Annotated in this window: 22 protein-coding genes; 15 read left to right on the top strand and 7 right to left on the bottom strand. The window is 34.8% G+C overall.

Features of this window, described 5'->3' with window-relative positions; all coding sequences use genetic code 11:
• Nucleotides 1-62: 62 nt before the first annotated feature.
• The 3 genes from AC3WTI_RS12510 (at nucleotide 63) to AC3WTI_RS12500 (ending at nucleotide 3,069) form a co-directional block, all read left to right on the top strand.
• Entirely contained in the window at nucleotides 63-1,595 is a 1,533-nt protein-coding gene (locus AC3WTI_RS12510) for a fatty acid--CoA ligase family protein (RefSeq protein WP_087957673.1), read from the top strand.
• A 112-nt stretch (nucleotides 1,596-1,707) separates the two neighbouring features.
• Nucleotides 1,708-1,959: a hypothetical protein gene (locus AC3WTI_RS12505; protein WP_000435468.1), complete on the top strand. Its 252-nt coding sequence runs from the start codon at nucleotides 1,708-1,710 to the stop codon at nucleotides 1,957-1,959.
• An 84-nt stretch (nucleotides 1,960-2,043) separates the two neighbouring features.
• The gene (locus AC3WTI_RS12500; RefSeq protein ID WP_087957674.1) at nucleotides 2,044-3,069 is read left to right on the top strand and encodes an S-layer homology domain-containing protein; all 1,026 of its coding nucleotides are present in this window, start codon (nucleotides 2,044-2,046) and stop codon (nucleotides 3,067-3,069) included.
• Between the two features lie 72 nt (nucleotides 3,070-3,141).
• Here AC3WTI_RS12500 and AC3WTI_RS12495 read toward each other — a convergent pair whose 3' ends face one another.
• Complete coding sequence (locus AC3WTI_RS12495; protein ID WP_142286614.1) at nucleotides 3,142-3,468, bottom strand: TetR-like C-terminal domain-containing protein; 327 nt, start codon at nucleotides 3,466-3,468, stop codon at nucleotides 3,142-3,144.
• Between the two features lie 122 nt (nucleotides 3,469-3,590).
• On the opposite strand from AC3WTI_RS12495, the gene AC3WTI_RS12490 reads away from it, so the two are divergent.
• Nucleotides 3,591-4,697: a metallophosphoesterase gene (locus AC3WTI_RS12490; protein ID WP_087957675.1), complete on the top strand. Its 1,107-nt coding sequence runs from the start codon at nucleotides 3,591-3,593 to the stop codon at nucleotides 4,695-4,697.
• Between the two features lie 142 nt (nucleotides 4,698-4,839).
• Here the strand turns inward: AC3WTI_RS12490 and AC3WTI_RS12485 are convergent, their stop codons facing one another.
• Both AC3WTI_RS12485 and AC3WTI_RS12480 read right to left on the bottom strand, forming a co-directional pair.
• A complete protein-coding gene (locus tag AC3WTI_RS12485; protein WP_087957676.1) occupies nucleotides 4,840-5,730 on the bottom strand; it encodes a type II CAAX endopeptidase family protein in 891 nt (296 codons plus the stop codon).
• Between the two features lie 33 nt (nucleotides 5,731-5,763).
• Nucleotides 5,764-6,006 carry a DUF5412 family protein gene (locus AC3WTI_RS12480; protein ID WP_253621709.1) on the bottom strand — a complete coding sequence of 81 codons (243 nt, stop codon included), beginning with the start codon at nucleotides 6,004-6,006 and terminating at the stop codon, nucleotides 5,764-5,766.
• Nucleotides 6,007-6,460: 454 nt separating this feature from the next.
• Between AC3WTI_RS12480 and AC3WTI_RS12475 the strand changes: the two genes are divergently transcribed.
• The gene (locus tag AC3WTI_RS12475) at nucleotides 6,461-7,438 is read left to right on the top strand and encodes an HD domain-containing protein (RefSeq protein ID WP_097840700.1); all 978 of its coding nucleotides are present in this window, start codon (nucleotides 6,461-6,463) and stop codon (nucleotides 7,436-7,438) included.
• Between the two features lie 38 nt (nucleotides 7,439-7,476).
• Here the strand turns inward: AC3WTI_RS12475 and AC3WTI_RS12470 are convergent, their stop codons facing one another.
• Both AC3WTI_RS12470 and AC3WTI_RS12465 read right to left on the bottom strand, forming a co-directional pair.
• Entirely contained in the window at nucleotides 7,477-8,595 is a 1,119-nt protein-coding gene (locus tag AC3WTI_RS12470) for an anti-sigma factor (RefSeq protein WP_097840699.1), read from the bottom strand.
• A gap of 5 nt (nucleotides 8,596-8,600) precedes the next feature.
• Nucleotides 8,601-9,086 (bottom strand): RNA polymerase sigma factor, encoded by a 486-nt coding sequence (locus AC3WTI_RS12465; protein ID WP_097840698.1) that lies wholly within the window; start codon nucleotides 9,084-9,086, stop codon nucleotides 8,601-8,603.
• Between the two features lie 137 nt (nucleotides 9,087-9,223).
• Here AC3WTI_RS12465 and AC3WTI_RS12460 point away from each other — a divergent pair, with 137 nt between their 5' ends.
• Nucleotides 9,224-10,126, top strand: a complete 903-nt coding sequence (locus tag AC3WTI_RS12460; protein WP_097840697.1) for an AraC family transcriptional regulator — start codon at nucleotides 9,224-9,226, stop codon at nucleotides 10,124-10,126.
• A gap of 254 nt (nucleotides 10,127-10,380) precedes the next feature.
• On the opposite strand, the gene AC3WTI_RS12455 is transcribed toward AC3WTI_RS12460, so the two are convergent.
• Both AC3WTI_RS12455 and AC3WTI_RS12450 read right to left on the bottom strand, forming a co-directional pair.
• A complete protein-coding gene (locus AC3WTI_RS12455; RefSeq protein WP_492304368.1) occupies nucleotides 10,381-12,123 on the bottom strand; it encodes a sensor histidine kinase in 1,743 nt (580 codons plus the stop codon).
• 8 nt (nucleotides 12,124-12,131) lie between these two features.
• Nucleotides 12,132-12,836 (bottom strand): response regulator transcription factor, encoded by a 705-nt coding sequence (locus AC3WTI_RS12450; protein ID WP_048526619.1) that lies wholly within the window; start codon nucleotides 12,834-12,836, stop codon nucleotides 12,132-12,134.
• 134 nt (nucleotides 12,837-12,970) lie between these two features.
• Between AC3WTI_RS12450 and AC3WTI_RS12445 the strand changes: the two genes are divergently transcribed.
• The 9 genes from AC3WTI_RS12445 (at nucleotide 12,971) to AC3WTI_RS12405 (ending at nucleotide 20,919) form a co-directional block, all read left to right on the top strand.
• The gene (locus AC3WTI_RS12445) at nucleotides 12,971-13,825 is read left to right on the top strand and encodes a CPBP family intramembrane glutamic endopeptidase (RefSeq protein WP_097840695.1); all 855 of its coding nucleotides are present in this window, start codon (nucleotides 12,971-12,973) and stop codon (nucleotides 13,823-13,825) included.
• Nucleotide 13,826: 1 nt separating this feature from the next.
• Nucleotides 13,827-14,183 (top strand): hypothetical protein, encoded by a 357-nt coding sequence (locus AC3WTI_RS12440; RefSeq protein WP_142305814.1) that lies wholly within the window; start codon nucleotides 13,827-13,829, stop codon nucleotides 14,181-14,183.
• A 31-nt stretch (nucleotides 14,184-14,214) separates the two neighbouring features.
• Nucleotides 14,215-14,514 (top strand): hypothetical protein, encoded by a 300-nt coding sequence (locus AC3WTI_RS12435; protein ID WP_087957684.1) that lies wholly within the window; start codon nucleotides 14,215-14,217, stop codon nucleotides 14,512-14,514.
• Between the two features lie 11 nt (nucleotides 14,515-14,525).
• A complete protein-coding gene (locus AC3WTI_RS12430) occupies nucleotides 14,526-14,714 on the top strand; it encodes a hypothetical protein (RefSeq protein WP_087957685.1) in 189 nt (62 codons plus the stop codon).
• A gap of 134 nt (nucleotides 14,715-14,848) precedes the next feature.
• Complete coding sequence (locus AC3WTI_RS12425; RefSeq protein WP_142286615.1) at nucleotides 14,849-16,117, top strand: M48 family metallopeptidase; 1,269 nt, start codon at nucleotides 14,849-14,851, stop codon at nucleotides 16,115-16,117.
• A gap of 133 nt (nucleotides 16,118-16,250) precedes the next feature.
• Nucleotides 16,251-17,978: a methyl-accepting chemotaxis protein gene (locus tag AC3WTI_RS12420; RefSeq protein WP_097840694.1), complete on the top strand. Its 1,728-nt coding sequence runs from the start codon at nucleotides 16,251-16,253 to the stop codon at nucleotides 17,976-17,978.
• A gap of 211 nt (nucleotides 17,979-18,189) precedes the next feature.
• The gene (locus tag AC3WTI_RS12415; protein WP_144488386.1) at nucleotides 18,190-19,092 is read left to right on the top strand and encodes a DMT family transporter; all 903 of its coding nucleotides are present in this window, start codon (nucleotides 18,190-18,192) and stop codon (nucleotides 19,090-19,092) included.
• 84 nt (nucleotides 19,093-19,176) lie between these two features.
• Nucleotides 19,177-19,848 (top strand): S-layer homology domain-containing protein, encoded by a 672-nt coding sequence (locus AC3WTI_RS12410; RefSeq protein WP_097840692.1) that lies wholly within the window; start codon nucleotides 19,177-19,179, stop codon nucleotides 19,846-19,848.
• Between the two features lie 411 nt (nucleotides 19,849-20,259).
• A complete protein-coding gene (locus AC3WTI_RS12405; RefSeq protein ID WP_087957690.1) occupies nucleotides 20,260-20,919 on the top strand; it encodes an S-layer homology domain-containing protein in 660 nt (219 codons plus the stop codon).
• Nucleotides 20,920-21,114: the final 195 nt, after the last annotated feature.

Here is a 21,114-nt window from a genome sequence, read left to right as displayed (position 1 = left end):
TCTTTTAATATAATTAATTTAGAATTTTTAAATATTCTAAATTTTATAAAGGTGGGGTTTGTGTGAATCTCGTTCAATCTTTGGCTGAAACGGCGAAAAAGAAGGGGGATAAACCGGCTTATATATTTATGGATCAGTCGGTCTCGTATGACCAATTAAACAAAATGGTCACAAGGTTTTCTAGCAATTTAGCAGCAATGGGCATTGGAAAAGGGGACAATGTCGCATTAGTTGTTGGAAACTCACCACATTTTTTGGTCGGTTTATATGGAACAATGAAAGCTGGAGCAACTGTTATTCCAGTTAATCCAATTTATACAGCAGACGAAATGCATTACATTTTACAAAATGGAGATGTAAAAACAATCATCGTACTCGACGTCCTTCTACCTGTTATACAATCTCTTACAACAAGACTTCCTTCACTTGAAAACATCATCATATGCGAAACCTCATCAGATTTTAATCATACAGAAACAGAAAAAATGAAAACGTTTACGAGAATGATAGGGGCTGGAGATTTAACTTACGAAGGCCCAGAGCTAGATGAAGAAGATGTAGCGGTTATTCTATACACTTCAGGCACGACTGGAAAACCGAAAGGCGCTATGTTAACACATAAAAATTTATATAGTAATGCGAGCGATGTGGCATCGTATTTACAATATACGGCTGATGACCGCGTCGTTGCGGCACTGCCGATGTTCCATGTGTTCTGCTTAACAGTGGCGGTAAATGCACCGATTGTGAACGGGGCAACGATTTTAATGTTACCGAAATTTAGTCCGAAAGAAGTATTCCGTATTTGTCGTACGTATGAGCCAACGATTTTTGCTGGTGTACCGACGATGTACAATTATTTATATTTATTCGAAGAAGCAAGCGCAGAAGATGTAAAGACGCTTCGCCTTTGTATTTCAGGTGGTGCATCAATGCCTGTTGCTCTTCTGCAAAACTTTGAAAAACGTTTTGACGTTATTGTTTCAGAAGGATACGGTTTATCAGAAGCATCACCAGTTACTTGTTTTAACCCGTTAGATCGTCCGCGTAAACCAGGGTCGATTGGTACAAATATTTGGCATGTAGAAAATAAAATTGTGAACGAACTTGGGGAAGAAGTACCTGTTGGCGCAGTCGGTGAATTAATTGTTCGCGGACCTAACGTTATGAAAGGATATTATAACGCGCCAGAAGATACAGCAGCGACATTGAAAGACGGCTGGTTGTATACAGGAGACTTAGCGAAAATGGATGAAGAAGGTTACTTCTATATCGTTGATCGTAAAAAGGATATCGTCCTAGTTGGCGGTTACAACGTATACCCTCGTGAAGTAGAGGAAGTATTATATACACACGAAGCCGTAGCGGAAGTTGTTGTAATTGGCGTGCCTGATGAAAACTTAGGAGAAGCAGTACGAGCTTACGTCGTTCTGAAACAAGCTCAAGTAACAGAAGAAGAACTGATGCATTATTGCACGTTACATTTAGCAAAATATAAAGTGCCAATGAGTATCGAATTTTTAACAGAATTGCCGAAGAATACGACGGGTAAATTGTTAAGAAGAGCGTTAAAAGAGAAAGCGATGCAAATATAAAAATAGGGGCAACCATCTTTATGAAGATGGTTGCCTTTGTATTTTTTAGAATTGGTTAAGCTATAACCCCATATATTTAAACCGTAATATGACTAATAAGGAGGAGATATACGTGGAGCAAAAGGAATTACGTTTACGGAGAGTTCAATATCTTATTTGTGACATTATGGATGAAATGAACGCGGAAAGTGAAAAGAAAAACTTAGAAATTTTGCAGCAAGTCATTGATCATCTTTCAGGTGCGATAGGTGATTTAGTTGATCCATCAAGCTCGTATTCTATTGATTATTTAGAACGGAAAGTTCATACGGCACATTATTTACTATTTAAAAATGAACGAAAGGCATATTTGTGCAGGAAATGATATTTTTTATTTGACATTGATAATCATTATCAATATGATGGTTATGTTGGGTATAATCATATAAAGAGAGAGGTCATGTTGATAATGATTAAGAAAAAATATGTTAATGCGTTCGTTATAGCAGCAACTTTAGCAGTTCCATTCAGTGGTATTATGGCACCGATTGCGAAAGCAGAAGCGGCAGTAGAAATGAAAGCAGCTAGCAAACTAGCAGATGGCACATATGAAGTTATTTTAAAGACTTATAAAGATCAAACGAATGACACATCAGTTGCATCTACATATTTAAAAAATCCAAAAGTAACGATTCAAGGTGATAAAAAAATCGTTACGTTAACAGTTCAAGATAGTAGCTATTTTCAGTATCTTAGAGTAGAAGATCCAAATAAAATAGGGACATTCCATGATGTAAAAGTAATCTCCGAAGATAAAGCGAATAATGGCACGAAAGTTGTTCAATTTGAAATCGGTGAGTTCTCGAAAAAATATAATATGCAAATGCATATATTAATTCCAGCAATTAAATATGATCATAAATATCAACTACAGTTTGAAATCGATGCAAGTGCAATTGAACAGAAGCCTAAATTCTCTGATGTACCAGCTTGGGCACAAGAATCAGTTCAATATTTAGTAGATAAAGAAGCAGTGCACGGTAAGCCAGATGGTACATTTGCTCCGGCTGAAAATATCGATCGTGGCTCAGCTGCGAAAATATTAGCAACTGTTTTAGGTCTAGAAATTAAGAAAGATGCAAAGCCATCATTCCCTGATGCGCAAAATCACTGGGCTACACCATACATCGCAGCAGTTGAAAAAGCAGGTATTGTAAAAGGTGATGAGAAGGGGAACTTTAATCCAAGTGGGTTAATTAACCGTGCATCAATGGCTTCTATGCTAGTAAATGCATATAAATTAGAAAAAAATGAAAATATGAAACTACCAAAAGAATTTGCTGACTTAAACAATCATTGGGGTGCGAAGTATGCCAATATTTTAATCCAAGAAAACATTTCCATTGGAACAGATAATGGCTGGGCTCCAGATAAAGCGGTAAGTCGCGCGGAAGCAGCACAATTTATTGCGAAGACGGATAAGTTGAAGAAATAAATTAAAACGTATACTAGATTTTGTATAAATAAAAAAGGAAGATTTGAACTTCAAATCTTCCTTTTTGCATTGTTATATATTCCTCCTCATCAACTCACCAACTTGCGTCGCAACGTACTCAACATCGTTATCAATCTCATCTAATACGTAAGATTCTAAAATGCCCATGACAGCCGTTCCTAAAAATTTTAAAACGATGTGTGTATCAATGTTTTTATTTACTGATGTATTTGTGTTTAGTTTTTTCTCTAGTTCACCCATGATGAACGTTAGGAACTTTTTCTGAAATGATAATGTGCTGTTGCTTCTAAATAACGATGCGAAAAATGGTTTGTGTTCTTTAAAGTATTCAAACCATATGACAGTTCCTTCTATATAGCCTTTTGTTTCGAATGGCACCTCTAATTGTTAGGTTTGCATCTAGCAGTTAGAGGTTTTTACTGTGAAGGTTGCTGTGCTTAATATTTACGTTAAACGTGCATAACAAGATATAATAGAAGAAATCAATAAGGAGGCTATCAGTGAAAAATTTTCGGTATCTCAATATATTTACTATTTTAATTGTATACACACTACTCATGTTTTACATCGGCTGGAACGGTTGGGTTTGGCTTCATGCGGTGTTTGGCTGGGAATCTTGGGGATATTACGCTTTCGTAGTCGGATTTATTTCATACGCGTACATTCTCGTGCAAGTGTTTAAGTTCTTGCCATTTCTACGAACGATAGGTTCAATTTGGTTTGCGGTCATACAATATGCGCTTATGTTGTTGCCACTTGCTGATATTACAGTTTTCCTTCTACAGTTTGGGGTGGAGAAAGAGACGGCAATTATTTGGACAGGAACGGCCGTGTTACTTGCGTTCATCTTTATTTTTGCATATGGGGTATTCAACGCATATAGCCCAGTAGTAAGAAAGTACGAGGTGCACATCCCGAAAAAAGTAGAGGGACGTAAAAGCTTACGCATTGCGATGGCCTCGGATATGCATTTCGGTAAATTATCTGGCGTTTCGCATTTAAAAAGACTTGTCCATCATGTCAATGAGATGGAGCCTGATATTATTTTACTGCCAGGTGATATTATCGATGATCATCCAGGTGTGTTCATTCAAAAAAATATGGGACCAATTATGAAACAAATGAAAGCTCCACTAGGCGTATATGGTGTGTTAGGAAACCATGAATATTACGGCCGAGCGGTTCCTGAATTTTTACAAGAGATGGATAAGATTGATATTCGTATTCTGTTAGATGAAGTGATTACAATTGAAGATGATTTTTATATCGTTGGAAGAAGAGATAAAACAGAGCGAGATCGCCAAAGTTTTGAAAGTTTAATGAGTACGGTGAATAAATCTATGCCAGTTATCGCAATGGATCATCAACCATTTGAGTTGAAACAAGCAGCGGATGCTGGCGTTGATTTACTACTATCCGGTCACACACACCGCGGACAAATGGCGCCGAATCATATTGTAACGAGAAGAATGTACGAATTAGACTGGGGATACGCAAAAAAAGGCACATTCCACGCGATTGTTTCTTCTGGTTTCGGATTCTGGGGACCACCGCTTAGACTTGGAAGTAGATCTGAGATTGTGCAGGTGGAAGTTACGTTTGAGTAGTGTTATAAAATTTTACTTATTTAGAAGTAGAGTCACATACGCAGTAAGCTGAAATTTTCATCTGTTACTAGGATTGGAATTGTAAAAAAGGATTATACATGACTAATATGTATAATCCTTTTTGGTTTCGCAATCGCGCCCGTTACTTGAAAAAAATTTCAATTAGTTGTAGTGGATGTGCATTAATTAGTCCATGGACAATAATAATTGCCCATACTTTACGATAACGTGCCCACAAATATCCAAGGAATAGACCTACGATACCAAGGTTCACAATAACCGTAGCGGTATCAATATCCCAATGACCAGAGCCATGTAATGCGATATGCCAGCTGGCCCATAACAATGATGTAAGAAGAATAGCCGGCCAAGTGCCTAGTAATAATTCCAAACGTGTTTGCAACCAAACTCTATAAAAAAACTCTTCCAGTACACTATTTATAAGAAAGCCTACAAGTAAAATTAATATTAAAACCATTTGTTCCATTTTAGCCGGAACAAATGGTGTAGAGAATGTAGAAAAGAAGTTGAAGTACCCCCATATTATAATGACAATAAGTGGTGTAAAACGATACCATTTATGATTCTCTATTGATTTCATAGGTTTTAGTCTCTCTTTTTGGGGATTGCTTTTATAAAACAAAAGAAGCATGAATGGGGTGAATAATAATAAAATGATTTTAAATATCATAAACCAAAATTGTAATGCCATCCCTTCAAAGTTCGTGGTGAGAAGACTAATTGTGAAGAGGGATCCGCTCAAGAACAAGACAATAGCTTGAATCTTGATGCGCCTTTGTTCAAACTGTTGAAGAGGATTATAGTTTTTATGATGAAACGGTAAGAAACGGATAAGGAGTATACCGATCATAACAGGGACCCACTTGTGCCAAAAAGGCATCGTGCCCTTATGATCACCACTATAACGAATATTTGTTTCGCCAATCCATATAAGCCAAAGGGATGAAAGCAAAATGATAAGTACACATAATCCACCAATTAACTTCCCCATTTTTGGAAAATAACTGTCCATAGATTCCCGACCTTTCGTACTATAACTGTAAAACTAGTTTTTTCTAAAATCATACGTGTCCGTCTCTACATGTAATTTATGTTTATTAATCATCACTGTATGATCGTCTAACCATTGTACAGTTGCATCTTCTTCACGATAATTCCAGTATATATTTTTCGTGTTCATAAATTTTTTATTATTTGCTACAAGCTCTCCTCTTATAGCAAAGCTAGTCGTTGCGCCGCCATTATGCCTGTATATATGTAAAGTATACGTTTTATCTGGGGAGTGTATGGATTGAATCTTTTCACCGCCTGAAACCCCAGATAAAGTGAAGAATTTTCAATATCCTAAACTAATTAATACAATAATGATGAATAGAATGGTGAAGAAAATCTTTTTCATGTTCCCCCTCTTTCCCTTAATAGCTATACCTGTATTAAATCAAAATAGAATAAAACTGGAAATGTTATCCTTTTTCTTGCCGGAATATGTACGTTTCTATTTCTAGCGTTCTGTTCACGATTTGGAATAAAAGTCCCCACATTTTTCAATAAAAAAAGGCTCCACATAAGGAGCGCTCAATAAAAATAAATGAATTAAAAGAAATAACAGAAATAACAGACATATATAATATACAACATTTATAATTTTGTATCAATATATTTAGATTTATAATTTATATTGGTGTTGATTTTATAAAAAAGGTACGATTAAAAGACTCTGCTGAAATAAAGGGGGATTATAAGTGGTTATATCAGATGTTATATACGGTGAATTTAAAGTGGATCAAGTAGTAGAAGAGTTAATTTTAAGCAAGCCTGTGCAAAGACTAAAAGGTATTCATCAAAATGGCGCAAGCTACTTAATAAATGAGAACTGGAATGTAACACGCTTTGATCATTCAGTTGGTGTTATGTTATTAGTGAAGAAACTCGGTGGTTCAGTAGAAGAACAAATCGCAGGATTACTGCATGACGTATCACATACTGCTTTTTCCCACGTGATTGATTACGTTTTTCATAATGAGGGTGAAAGTTATCATGAAGAGATATTTAGTTCTGTCGTGAAAAACTCAGAAATTCCAGCGATTCTTGCGAAGCATGGTTATAACTATGAGGACATTTTGTTAAATGATTCGAAGTGGACATTATTGGAAAAATCAGCACCAGAATTATGTGCAGACCGAGTGGATTATACATTACGAGATATGTATACATATGGGTATATTTCGTTAGAAGAAGTTCACAGCTTTTTAGAGGATGTCATCGCTGTAGATGGGAAAATGGTTCTTCAAAGTGTCGAAATGGCAGAATGGTTTACAGAAACGTATTACAAAGAAGTAATTGATTTCTTTATGAAACCAATGAATATTTACGGAAACAACATGTTAGCGAAAACGTTAAAGTTAGCTCTTCATAAAAAGGTTATTCATGCAGATGATTTCCTTCTTGAAGATAATGAGCTTATTTCGAAATTGCAGCAATGTAGTGAGCCAGAAGTACATGCTTTATTAAGAAAAGTTCATCGGAATGTAAAAGTAAAAGAAGATAGAAATGATTATGATTTGTATCAGAAAAATAAAGTCCGACTCATTAATCCGCCGTTACTTCGTGAAGGTGAAACTGTTTCATCGTCTGTCGTATCGGAAAAAATAAAACAGATGAGTAAGGTCGCTTATGAAAAAGCGGTGAGAGGGATGTATGTGAAAGTGATTACGGATTAAAAAGTAGAGCATCTTTTCTTGATGCTCTACTTTTTTCATTAATAATCAAACCAATTCCAAACCTCAATATCTCCAAGCGTCGCATAACGAACATGCGGCGAGTTTTGTAATTTTAATAACTCTTTCGACGGGCCAGTAATGACCATGCCGTATACTTTAACGCCGTTATCTTTTACATACTGATAGCGCTTATCTAAATTCAGCTCTTTTTCAGAAGTCCGAGTAGTTTTACTTACAGTTTCTTTATGTGTAGAAAGAATGTGCATCATTTCGATCACTTCATCTTCTTTTGTCTTCGGTCGTATTTCTTCATTATTAGGGAGATTTATAGGTTCTGAAAATCCTATAATTTCTCCACCATTTAGGATGAAATCTTCTTCATCTATTCTCTCTTGTCCTGTGTCTAATGCGTACCATAAAGGAGAAGGCGGCATTTCTTGTGCTTCAAATGCGCTATATAGAATTGATTCGATTTCTTGCAACGTATAAGGTTTGTCAAAAGATATCGCTACTTCTGCAACGGTTCCCTCATGTACTTTTCCAAGTGTATCCCAAACTTTTTTAGATGATTCTTTCAAAGAAGCTTCTTCCTTGATTTTTGGATGAACAAAGGAAAGTTTTTTTTGATAGGCTCTGTTTTCCCAAGATGGATTTTTGACAGTAACAGACGATAAGAAACTACGTGTTGTTACTGTACCAATTGGAAATTCTTTTTTGCCGACCGTTTTAAATAAATTTATTTCAGTTTCTGTACGGAAAAAGGGTTTAACCTTCGTACTTCCTCCAGCGGAACGACTATTTGGCATTGTTGCTTCTAGTGCGAGTGCTGGAATCTCATCTACTTCAGCTAATTTTTTCATATTATAGAAGTAAAAAGATGATGAAAAATGACCAACAAAATAGATTGCTATACAAACAGCAAGGACAAAACTAACGGTTTGCCAACGCTGTTTCCATTTTATTTTCCAAAACGGGACTTTAAGATTTTGTGGTGGTAGTCTTTTCTTTATCGGTTCACTCTTCGAAAGCAGCGCATCTAAGTAAACTTCACAATCTTCACATGTCTCAATATGACTTTCTAACTCTTCTTGTTCATCATGCGTGAGCGTTCCGTTTTCGTACTTCTCCCATAGTTTTTTAAATTCTGTACAACCCATCCGTATCACTCCTTTATGCTTTTCGTTTCTTTTCGTCCCCTGTGTAATTCAATTTTCACTTTCGCTAGTGAGAGACCAGTCATTTCGGCTATTTCCTTATACGAGAATCCGTAGTAATCTCGTAGTAACAGAACATTTCGTCTTTCAAGAGGAAGAGAAGATAAACTGTCTAACCAACTAGCAATCTCGTGTTTTACGAAATAAGAGTGCTCTGTACTTGGTACGTTCGGTAAATGGAACTCTTCAACTTTCGTTGTTTTATATCTTTTTTCTTTTCGATACCAATCGATAAAGGCGTTGTAGGCAATCGTAAATAACCACGGCCTAATTTCTTCTCCTTTATAATAGTCAATATGGACGAGCATTCGGTAAAAGGTTTCTTGCATGAGATCTTCCGCATAGTGGGAATCTCCGGTTAGGGAGAGAAGATAGCGAAATAAATCTTGCATATGCTCGGAGTAAATGTCTTCTAATGATTGTTTGCGTTTCACTACATTTCCCTCCCTTCATACATAACAACGAAATACGTATAAAAAAGTTACATTTGTTTTTAAAAATATAGTAAAAAACGTCAAGAATTGGATAGGATTCTCTTTTATCATAATACATATAAGGCGGGTGAACAGAGATGGAAAGCTATGAAACACAAATTCAAAGGTCAATTGATTATATTGAGGAAGATGTAATGGAAAAACAGACGCTGCGTAATTTAGCACGTATTGCAGGTTTTTCTGAGTCGCATTTTCATCGTGTATTTCAGGCGTTAGTAGGTGATACAGTAATGGAGTATGTTCGAAAGAGGAGGTTAGCCCGGGCAGCTTATCAACTTTCTCATACGGATGAAAAAGTTATTGATATCGCATTTGAGCATGGCTTTCAATCTCACGAAACGTTCACGAGGGCCTTTAAGAAATTATTTCAAATGACACCGAGTGAATATCGAAAACAAGAAATTGAAACGCCGATGTATTACAGCGTGAATGTAAAGCAAAGAAAATTAAATCCGTATTTAGGAGGCATACAAATGGAATATCGTATTGTAAATAAACCAGAATTTTTAATGGCAGGTTATGAACTGAAGACGACAAGTAAAGAAGGGAAGAACCATCAAGACATCCCAGCATTTTGGCAAGAATATTTACAAAAAGATCTTGGAACAACGATTCCGAATCGCAAAGATACGAGCCAATGGGTAGAGCTTGGATTATGTACTGATTTTAATTTAGAAACAGGCGACTTCACTTATATTATCGGAATGGAAGTTACAGGCTTTGAAAATGTACCAAATGAAGTTGCAAAGCGTACTTTCCCAGCAGCGACATATGCTGTATTTACAACGCCGAAAGTTCCTCATGAAGAAATGGTATCGTCTATTCACCAAACGTGGAATGCAGTATTCTCAGAATGGTTCCCGCATTCAGGATACGAACATTGCGGCGTTAATGAATTTGAACTATACGATGAGCGTTCCCATGCAGATAAAAGCGAGTCCGCTCAAATTGAACTTTGGATACCAGTGAAGAAGAAATAATAGAAAGAAAAGCGAGCCACTGAGTGGTTCGCTTTTTTCATATAGGTCGCTATATTTGACGAATTTTGTCGGCAAGTCGATATATCTTGAAAATCGCTGATATAATACGAGTTGCGCCGATATATTCAGAAAATCGCCGATATAATTTCATATACCGCCAAACTATCGCACTAAGCAAGAATAAAAGGCGAGTAACATAATTTCATGTACCACCGAACTACCCCATAAAGAAAAGACGCCACATAGCGCCTTTCCTACGAATGAAACGGGAACACAAGTGTAATCGTCGTTCCTTTTCCGAGTTCGCTATCAATAGAAATCGTTCCGTTATGAGCATGAACGAGCTGTTTCGTAATAGCGAGGCCAAGTCCAGTTCCGATGTTGCTTTCTTCTGTATTGGTTCCTCTGTAATAGCGCTCAAATAGAAGTTCTTTCGTTTTATCATCCATTCCTTTTCCGTTATCTGAAATAGAGAGTGTAAATGAATTTTCATTTTGCGAAAGTTTTACGATGACATTTGTCGTTTCATTATTATGTTTTACAGCGTTTACGAGTAAGTTTTCGATAATACGCTGGAACCATTTTTCTTCAATGAAATATTGAATTTTATTTGAGCTTGGTACGAATTCAATATTTTGATTTTGAAGTGTTGGATTGTTAATGAATTGTAATAATACTTTTTGGACGAATTGATTCATTTCAATGTTTACGTGCTGCGCAGGAAGACTGTTATTTTTTAATTGATACGTTAAGCTTAAGTCATCAATTAATGTCGTCATATATTGCGATTTCTCTTTCATAACGCTGCCGAATTGTTGAATGTCACGATCAGTCCAGTTGTACTGCTTTGATTCTAGTAATAATGCGTATCCATATATAGAGCTAAGTGGTGTTTTTAAATCATGTGTAAGCCCAGTAATCCATTCCTCACGTGTTTGCTGCAATATTTGCCTCATCCCATCATTTTTTTTGAGTGTAATAGAAAGGTGCTCTAGTGAATTTGTTACATCACTAAATAAGCGGAATGACCATTTTTCTTTACCAGATCGCCGGAACCTGACAGGTTTCCCTTTTTTACTAACAGGCTCTTCATACTTTCCGCCAGCTATGTTTTTAAGCCAGCGCATCGCATGTAATAACGGTTTTCCAAATTTATTACCGTACCAAATAGAAAGAATGACTAAATAAACAAATACGATAAGAAGGATTAATCCGCATCCGATTAGAAACTTTTTAGCAAATACATCGTCTATTTCATCATCTGGATAGTAGTACTCATTTTTTGCAGTTACAACGAGAAGATGATTGCTATTTGTGTCGTAAAAGCTAGACGTGTTTTCTTTATGATTCCACGGTTCCTTTTCACTAAGAGCAGCTTGTATGACAGAAAACGGTTTTTTCTTTCCATCTGGATAGGAGAATACTTCTTCGCCCCCACTATTAAAGATTTGAAGAGTAGCCTTTTCTTTAGAAAGTAACTGTTTGTCTTCTTCTGTTAATGCGAATGAATCTGTAGATACAGAAGGGTGCTCTTTCTGTATCGTTTTCAGTAATACATTGCTTTTTAACATACCGCCGTAAATAACAAGTACGTTCTTTTCTTCTAATTCAATGTCCCAATATGTAAATGTATAAGGGCTTTCTGTGTGATTCTGTATATATGAGAATAAAGATACTTTCGTGTAAGATGTCGGCACGTCACTTGGTGTATTAAAGTAATAGAGAACTTTTCCATTTTCCTCTACAACTTGAATCCAATCATTTTTCTCTTTAATTAATTCTTTTACTTCAGCTTTCACCGAAATATCACCATCTTCTGAAGAGATGTATCTTGAAATCATAAAATTATCAGCATCTGGAATGTTCGGTTCGTATGAAGTACTCGTAACAAGAAAAATTAAATACGTGAAAGCAGCTACTACAGCAATTAGTAATGTCACCAAAACAAATACGTGTTGCATGATAAACTGGATAATGAGTCGTTTATTAAAGTTCATATCGTCACCTACTTAGTAATGAACTTATAGCCAAGTCCACGAACGGTTTTTATATATTCTGGTTTACTTGGGTCTTGTTCAATTTTTTCACGTAGTTTTCGAATGTGGACCATAACGGTATTGTCATCGCCATTATAGGCAGGTGCTCCCCAAACTTTTTCGTATATTTCTTCTTTCGAAAATACGTAGTTCGGATTCTCGCAAAAGAAGAGTAATAGCTGAAATAGCTGGGCGGAACATTCGACAACATGTCCATTTACTGTAAGTTCTGCGGAATATCGATCAATTTCAAATCTGCCAAATGAACTGGAGTGTGCTTTTTGTTCGTGTGGTACGGCTTGTTTCATATGTCTACGGAGTTGTGCTTTCATACGAGCTACTACTTCAAGTGGATTAAATGGCTTCGTAATATAATCATCTGCACCGTGTGAAAATCCAGATATTTTATCTAAATCAGATGTTTTAGCTGTGAGGAAGAAAATAGGGCAATCTGTTTTTTGGCGAATGATGGGACAAATATCAAAACCAGATTGTCCAGGAAGCATGACATCTAAAATAATTAAATCGTAATCGTTTTGCTCGGTGAGAGATAAAGCTATTTCAGCCGATGTTGCAGTTGTAATATGAGAAAAACCTTCTTTTTCAAGAATGGTAGTTAGTAATTGTAAAATTGCTGTTTCATCATCAACGAGCAAAATATTTGCTTCATACATAAAAATCCCTCCTAATTTCCTCGAATATCATATCATCTTTCTGTAACTTATGGAATTTTTAAGGAAATTTTAAGGTTTTCTTTCTCAAAAAATTAAGAATCAAATGATATGATAAAAGTAACATAGGGGAGGAGATGAGTGTGAATCCGTTTCAAACGATGCGAGCTAGATATTTTTTAATTGTATTTGCACTATTAGCTTTAGTTGCAAGAGTCAGTAATGAATTGATAGAAAATACATTTCATATGCAAAATTCTACTTTTATAAATATTCTTATATTCTATATCCTTCCGATTACGTGGATTTTTTTTACGTATAGAAAACACCGTGTTTCCTTTTCGTTATTTATTAATAAAAATGAAACATTTAACCTGGTGCAAGTTTTATACATTGCACTTATGTTAGCCGTGTTTAGTTATGGATATCTTATTTTGTACATGTATAGCTTTGCATGGATTACACCGGAATTTATTATGAATGCATTACGTGAACCGGTTATTGATAGCACAGGGGGATATGTGTATCAAATTATTATGGTCGTGTTCATCGCACCAATTATTGGTGAATTTGTTTTTCGAGGATTTTTACTGCAACGCTTTGCAGCAAAATGGGGAACGAGTATAGCGATTATTGTTGTAGCGATATTATTTGCGTTATTACACGTTGATTTTCTAGGTGCAGTTGTATTTAGCGTTGTACTATCAATCGTATATATTCGTACAAATAGTTTACTCATGCCAATTGCTATTCACATGCTAAACAATGCATTTGTAATCGGTGCTTCTTTTTTAATAAATAAAGAAGAGATAATGAGTTTTGCAGATTTCTCAAATTATACGACGTTCTTTCCAGGACTTCTTATTTTTATAATAGGATTAAATTTAGTACTCATCTTTTTATTTGTTAACCGCAAATATTGGAACAAAGAAATGCCAGCTATATATGTAGAACAAGAAGAGAGTTTTTCATATGTAGTGGGGGATAAATGAGATGAAGAAGACGATTGAAAAAATATTGAAAGAGATTATAGATGCTACGTCTATTACAGATATGTGTGATAAAAGCATTTGTCATTGGCTTCAACCTGTAGTAGATACGATTGTGTTTCCAGAGTATTATTTGTTCTCTAGTAATCATTTAAAAGAAAATATTATTTCTCTTCTTATTGTGCTAGGGGTTTTACTACTATTTGGTCTAATAGTAGAAGAAATGATGAAGCGTATCTTCAGAAAGAATGAAGAGAAGCATACGTGGGTTCATAAAGTATTCGAGAAAGTAATAGTGGCTTTCCTTTTGTTTTATAGTATGAAAACAATCATTTACTTTATAGCTTTGAAACATCATTAATTCTAAATTTGAAAGGGATGTATAAAATTATATGAATGAAACAATATCATCAAATAAGTTTTTTTATTTGATTTTGCTTAGTATTGTACTGATAACGACAGTCAATGTTATTCTTCGCTGGGAGGAAGCTTATTTCTTTATGTATTTAGCACTCCATTTGTTAGGGATTTTATGTATAAGTGGCGGAATAGTTGCTGAAAAAAAGAGTGAAGAAAGCGTTAATTATATGTGTGTGACCGGTCTTATTTTACTATTAGCTGTACAAGGTATTATGAAATATAGTTCTTTTTCTTTACAAGATTTTAGTTTATTAATGGATGTACTTCCTTAAGGGGTGGCGTTATGTTATCTAAGAAGCAAATAGGATACGTACTAGTTTTAATTGGTTTTTTTACGATTATTGTAACGACGTTATTTTTTCAAGACTATGAATATATCCGCTATATAAAAGGCGCTGGTTTAATATGTTGGGTTGTAAGTATATTTCTTATCCCAGAGTATGAACCGAAGAAAGTGTCTAAAGGTAGGTAAAACTCTTCTTTTTGTAGAAGAGTTTTTTTATATAAATAGAAGGCTCGCGAGCCATTCGCATAATAAGCTTGTTCTAATTTAGCATGTACGAACTTACAATAATAATAGACAGGCAGCATAGAGGAGGGAATAGCGTGAGGAAGGTTATTGGGTGGTCGCTTTTTTTGTACGTTGGGTTTGCCTTGCTTATATATTGGTATTTATTTGGATGGAATCATGAACTTATTCCGGACATGTATAAAGGAACGAGTGCAGATCCAGAAACGTTTATGAATGCAAGAGAGCTTACGCTAAGCCAAGATTATTCGCGCGTGAAAAATTTACTGTACTTTTTAGCGACGCCTCTGGAATGGATTATATTATTATTTGTACTTGTGCTTGGTGTTTCAAGAAAGTTTGAGAAATGGTCGAAGGAAACGACGAAAATAAGTGTCCTGCAAGTTGCGATTTATTTCTTTTATTTATCACTACTCACAACAGTTCTTGCCTTGCCGATGCAATGGATTAGCCGAAAAGTGTCCGTTGATTACGGCATTTCAACACAAAGTACACAAAGCTGGATAAAAGATCATGTTATCGATTTTTGGGTGAATTATGCGACGATGTTAATTATAGTTGCCGTTCTGCTATGGCTTATCCGTAAATTCCCGAAGCGATGGTGGCTAGCGGGATGGGCACTCTCTGTTCCATTTACAATCTTTTTAACATTTATACAGCCTGTCGTTATTGATCCACTTTATGACGACTTCTCGACGCTAAAAAATAAAGAATTAGAAACGAAAATTTTAGCGATAGCAGACAAAGCTGACATTCCAGCTAAGCACGTATATGAAGTAAATATGTCGGAAAAAACGAATGCATTAAATGCTTACGTAACAGGAATTGGGCCTAACGCTCGTATTGTAATGTGGGATACAACGCTTAAGCAATTAAAAGATAAAGAGATTTTATTTATAATGGCCCATGAGATGGGGCATTATGTTATGAAACATATATATTGGGGCGTAGCGAGTTATGTGTTGCTATCGTTTATAGGGATGTTTCTCATTAGTCGTATTATCAATATGTGTATTCGAAAATGGGGAGATACGCTGCAAATTTCAAAAGTAGCATGTTTTTCAATTTTACCTTTATTTTTCTTAATTTCTTCTGTACTCTCTTTTGTATCACAGCCAGCAACAAACTATGTTTCTCGTATAGAAGAACGAGCGGCAGATCAATATGCTTTAGATATGACGAAGGACGGGAAATCTGGTGTAAAAACGTTTCAATATTTATCAAAAACGAGTTTAAGTCAAGTAAATCCTCCTGCGTTAGTAAAGTTTTTCTTATACACACATCCACCAATTTTCGAAAGAATTCATACGTTTGAACAATATGAGAAACAAAGCAAAAAGAAGTAGCGATTATGCTACTTCTTTTTTATAGATATAAGTTTTATATTGGGAATATTTATCATTGCTTTTTATTGCGATTTTGTAAATAATAAGCTATAAAATTCTAAAAATCTATATATAAAGGAATAAAGGTGAAAAAATGTATTTTTTAAAAAATTTAAAAGTGAAATATAAATTATTATCGCTTATTTCATTAGCAGTATTGAGCATGGTAATTATGAGCTGCGTAGCAATTAATTCTATTAACAAGATTAAGCATGATACAGAGGTTGTAGTAGATGATTATCAACATTCTGTAGTTTTATTAGAAGGAATGCTTCGTACACAAAATTCACTAGAGTATAACTTACTAGAATTAATTACAGCGTCACCAAATGAGGGGACAAATAAAGAGGGGATTATTGGTAATATTGAAAAGGATCTTGAAAAATATGATTCTTTATTAAAAGAATATGATGATGGCTTCAATTTAAGTAAGCAAGAGGATGAACTGTTTCAGAAGATGAAGAAATCTTTGCCAAGTTATATGGAGACATATAAGAAGTTGTTTGATAAAGCGAAGGTAACAAATGAATCTCAAATGGTAAACGAATTTCATAAGGAATTAAAACCGAAGGGAGTAGAGTTAGCTAGTTATGCTGTAGATCTTGAAGCGTATGTTTCAAATTTAGCTGACCAAGTATTTAAAGATTCTCAAAAAATGATAGAGCGGTCCGTTATTACTTTTATCATTCTTGTAGTAGTTACTACAGTCATTATATGTATAGTAAGTTATATTATTAGCAAGCTTATAGTTGCCCCTTTACAAACGGTTAGTCTTATGATGGAAAAAGCAAAAGATGGGGATTTAACTGTACATGGTGAGTATAATGCTAAAGATGAATTAGGTGTATTAGTAAGTGATTTTAATGAGATGATTACAGGGTTAAGAACAAATATGAAAGAAGTAGAGAATAATATTCAGCTTTTATTCCAACATGCAGACGGAGTGGTATCTGCATCAGAAGTATCTAGCAGTGCAGCGAAGAAAATAACGATGGATATTGAAGAAGTTGCAAATGGTGCAGAGGGCCAAATGCAGGCAATGGAACAAACTGCGGGTGCGATGGAAGAGTTGACACAAGGAATGCAGAGTATAGTGAATACATCATCATCTGTAAATGAATTGTCTGCTCAGTCAGCATTAGATGCAGAGAGTGGTAATAAGTTAATGAAACAAATGATTAAACAGATGGATATAATCCAAAATTCAGTACATAGCGGTGTGAAACAAGTAGAGACTATGAAAGAACAATCAGAAGAAATTGTTAAAATCATTGATGTTATGCAAGGTATTACCTCTCAAATTAACTTATTAGCATTAAATGCCGCAATTGAGGCTGCCCGTGCTGGGGAAAGTGGTAGAGGATTTGCAATTGTGGCAGATGAAGTAAGGAAATTAGCAGAACAATCTAGTAATTCTGCAAAACAAATTGAGAAGCTTATTACTCAAGTTATGGGAACAACGAACCATACCGTACATATGATGGGGAAAGTAGATAATGAGGTACAGGCAGGTACACAAGTAGTAATGCACACAGAAAAAGTATTTGGAAATATTACAGAAAAAGTACAGCAAGTATCTGAGCAAATTCAAACGGTATCTATGTCTACAGATGAAATTGCAGCGAGTAGTGAAGAGATTTCGGCTTCTGCAGAAGACATGGCTCAAATTTCCCAAAGATCATCTGACCGAACTGATAGGGTAAAAGAGTCTATTCAACAACAAGAAAAATCTGTTCAAGAGATCTCGGTTTCAATTGAACATATGCATAATGCAGCAGGAGAATTAAAACAAATAGTTGCCCAATTTACTCTTCAAAAGTAGTAGTATATTTAAGTTTTAATATAGAAAAATTCCACTCAATAAATAAAAAATCATCCTATATAACAAAGGATGATTTTTTTATGGGAATTTTGTGCAGCTATCACTTAATATATTCTAATTTTTTACAATTTTCCGATTGTAATATATAATAATACGTAATGTTTTGGAGATTTTTCATTTGTAAAAGATAGTTTATAGGAGGAGAGAAAGGGTGTTCAATAAAAAATCAATGCCGGCTATAAAAATGATCCTTTCGATGTCTATTTTTGGATCAATTGGATTTTTTTCTGTTCAAACAGGTTTACCGTCTTTTGAATTAGTATTCGTTCGTTGCATTTGTGCGACTATATTTTTAGCATTATGTTGGCTCGTAACAGGACAGTATAAAAATGAGAAATGGAATAAAAAAGAAGTTATGCAAATATTAGCATGTGGTGTATTTCTCGTTTTTAACTGGGTATTTCTATTTAAAGCGTTTGAAGTTATGTCGATTACAATTGCGATTTCAGTTTACCATCTTGCACCAATTATCGTATTAATGATTGGTAGTATTGTATTTAAAGAGAGACTTACAGTGTTTGCAGTTATGTCCATTGTCATTTGTTTTATCGGAACCGTTTTAGTAGCTGGAGTAGATGGAAGTCTATCGCTCGAAAAATTGATGTCTTCTGGCATGGTATGGGCACTTCTTGCAGCATTATTTTATGCTTTTACTACTTTATTAGGAAAAGGAATTCAGCATACGAGCGCATATGCGATGACATTTTTACAAACTTTTTTAGGTATATTTTTATTGCTACCATTCGTAGATTTTGGCAAATTTCAAGGGTTAACAGAAATGAACTGGATGATGATTACAGCGACAGGTCTTATACATACTGGATTTGTATATTACTTATTTTTTGACAGTTTAAGAGATTTATCGACTAGATTAATTTCTGTATTAGTGTTTTTAGATCCAGCGGTTGCAATACTGTTAGATACAGTCTTTACCGGGTTTAGACCGACTAGTATGCAAATAGTAGGGATTGTTCTTATATTTGTAGGGATGGCATTTACTTTTCGAAAAACGAAGGATGAGGAAATAGTAGTAAAAGAAAAATTGTATTCGTAATTGTAAATAATTAGATAATATTCTATTGATAATTTTCTTATTTTTTGTACAATATAATTTTTAGGAAAATAAAGGAAAAGGAAGATGAGAGAGATGAAAAAGCTAGTAAAGATAGCGACATCGTTAACTTTAATGGGGGGAATATTTGTAAGCGCAAATGGTGTGTCTGCAAATACAGATGTTATCCAGAAATCTAGCCCTAATATGATGATAGAATTTGATGATGTAACAACAGATCATTGGGCATATGATGAAATTACGAATTTAGTATATCACCGCATTATGTATGGCTATGGAAATGGTAAGTTTGGTGTAGAAGATAATATAACACGTGAACAAGCGGCGGCAGTATTATACCGCGCACTTCATGTAAAAAGAAGTGCGATTAATGGGAATCCATATGGAGATATTAGTACGAAATCAACCATGTTCCCTTACGAAATTTTACGCTTAACACAGCTTGGTATTTTTAAAGGCGACGAAAATGGAAATTTCCGTCCGAAAGATACACTGACTCGTGCAGAGTTATCACAAATTTTAACGAAAGCATATGAGTTGAAAACAAAATATCCGCATACATTTACAGATATACAAGAAAACTATTGGGCAAGAGATGCAATTAGCGCATTACAGTCTAATAACGTTGTCGTTGGAACGGGAGATGGCAAGTTCGAGCCTGAAATGCTCGTTACACGCGGGCAATTTGCGAAGTTTTTACAACGAGCAATTGATAATTCTCCAGGGAAAATGGAATAGATAAAGAGAAAGCTCATAATTTGTGGAAGCGTTATCTTCCGCTCATTATGAGCTTTTATTAATAGATAGGTTAATATTGTCGTATGTTGTAGTTAAGTCGATATAATTGCATTTTTTGTCTAGAAAATGAACTCTTAAAATGTGAAGGATTTCTTTTAAAAAAAGTAGAATATTTATATTATAGAAACACCTTTACATGAATACAGGAAAGAAAATTGATTTGCGTACAATTCGGTATAAAAGTTGAAATCGAGAGCGAATTGGCTCTCCTTTAGTAGTGATTTTCACAATAATAGATTTTTTAAATGTAATATATTGCATAATGGGTGCGAAGGCAACATATGTAATATTGGAAAGGATTTCAGTCTATTATTTTCCGTTTTTCCAAATGGAGATAAAGGGGAGAGGGCAATGAAGAAGAACATGTTACGTATAATGGCAACAGTAACTATTATGGGCGGCTTGTTTGTAAGTACGAATGTCCCGAATGTAAAGGCAGAAGAATACCCAGAAATGATTGTGTTTGATGATGTTCCAGTAAACTACTGGGCATATGACGATATAATGGACGTAGTATACAATAAAGTAATGTTAGGATATGGAAATGGTAAGTTTGGTGTAGGAGATAATGTAACACGAGAACAAGTAGCAGCAGTACTTTATCGTACATTGAATTTGAAAAAAGAAGGACCTTTAAAAAATCCATACAAAGATATTTCTGAGAGGGCAACAATGTTTTTAGATGAAATTTTAGTATTAACAGAGCATGGTATTTTTCAAGGTGATGAAAAAGGGAACTTTAGACCAACAGCACCTGTAACACGTGCAGAAATGGCGCAAATTCTTACGAAGGCATTTACATTTGAGGTGAAGAAGAACCATACATTTAAAGATGTGCCAAATAATCATTGGGCAAAAAATGCGATTAGTGCACTGCAGTCTAATCATGTCATAGTAGGAACAGGAAATGGGAAATTTGAACCGAATAAAGTTGTAACACGAGAGCAATATGCAACGTTTTTAAATAAAGCTGTTTTTTATTTTCCAGTAAAAGATGAGAATTATGAATAAAAGTAAAATATAAGGACGTTTAAATTATATTAATATAATTTAAATAAGAAAAAAGCGCGGGAATTCCACGCTTTTTTCTTATTTAAAATTAATTATAAGTATATCGATTTGCTATTCGTAATTTATTTTTTGGGGATTTAGTGGAAAATAAGAAACTGAATAAAGTAACTTTTTAATGGTTAAATATACGGTTTA

It is taken from the genome of Bacillus sp. EB106-02-03-XG38 (assembly GCF_058792175.1).
The sequence above is the reverse complement of the archived record's forward strand: the minus strand, read 5'-3'. Positions and strand labels throughout refer to the sequence as shown.

Excerpts from the sequence above, each read along its gene's own strand:
- AC3WTI_RS12420 (WP_097840694.1), top strand. The coding sequence starts at position 16,251 with ATGTATTTTTTAAAAAATTTAAAAGTGAAATATAAATTATTATCGCTT.
- AC3WTI_RS12430 (WP_087957685.1), top strand. The coding sequence starts at position 14,526 with ATGTTATCTAAGAAGCAAATAGGATACGTACTAGTTTTAATTGGTTTT.
- AC3WTI_RS12440 (WP_142305814.1), top strand. The coding sequence starts at position 13,827 with ATGAAGAAGACGATTGAAAAAATATTGAAAGAGATTATAGATGCTACG.
- AC3WTI_RS12500 (WP_087957674.1), top strand. The coding sequence starts at position 2,044 with ATGATTAAGAAAAAATATGTTAATGCGTTCGTTATAGCAGCAACTTTA.
- AC3WTI_RS12445 (WP_097840695.1), top strand. The coding sequence starts at position 12,971 with ATGAGTGTGAATCCGTTTCAAACGATGCGAGCTAGATATTTTTTAATT.
- AC3WTI_RS12470 (WP_097840699.1), bottom strand. The coding sequence starts at position 8,595 with ATGGGTTGTACAGAATTTAAAAAACTATGGGAGAAGTACGAAAACGGA.
- AC3WTI_RS12435 (WP_087957684.1), top strand. The coding sequence starts at position 14,215 with ATGAATGAAACAATATCATCAAATAAGTTTTTTTATTTGATTTTGCTT.
- AC3WTI_RS12455 (WP_492304368.1), bottom strand. The coding sequence starts at position 12,123 with ATGAACTTTAATAAACGACTCATTATCCAGTTTATCATGCAACACGTA.
- AC3WTI_RS12485 (WP_087957676.1), bottom strand. The coding sequence starts at position 5,730 with ATGGACAGTTATTTTCCAAAAATGGGGAAGTTAATTGGTGGATTATGT.
- AC3WTI_RS12460 (WP_097840697.1), top strand. The coding sequence starts at position 9,224 with ATGGAAAGCTATGAAACACAAATTCAAAGGTCAATTGATTATATTGAG.
- AC3WTI_RS12410 (WP_097840692.1), top strand. The coding sequence starts at position 19,177 with ATGAGAGAGATGAAAAAGCTAGTAAAGATAGCGACATCGTTAACTTTA.
- AC3WTI_RS12450 (WP_048526619.1), bottom strand. The coding sequence starts at position 12,836 with ATGTATGAAGCAAATATTTTGCTCGTTGATGATGAAACAGCAATTTTA.
- AC3WTI_RS12405 (WP_087957690.1), top strand. The coding sequence starts at position 20,260 with ATGAAGAAGAACATGTTACGTATAATGGCAACAGTAACTATTATGGGC.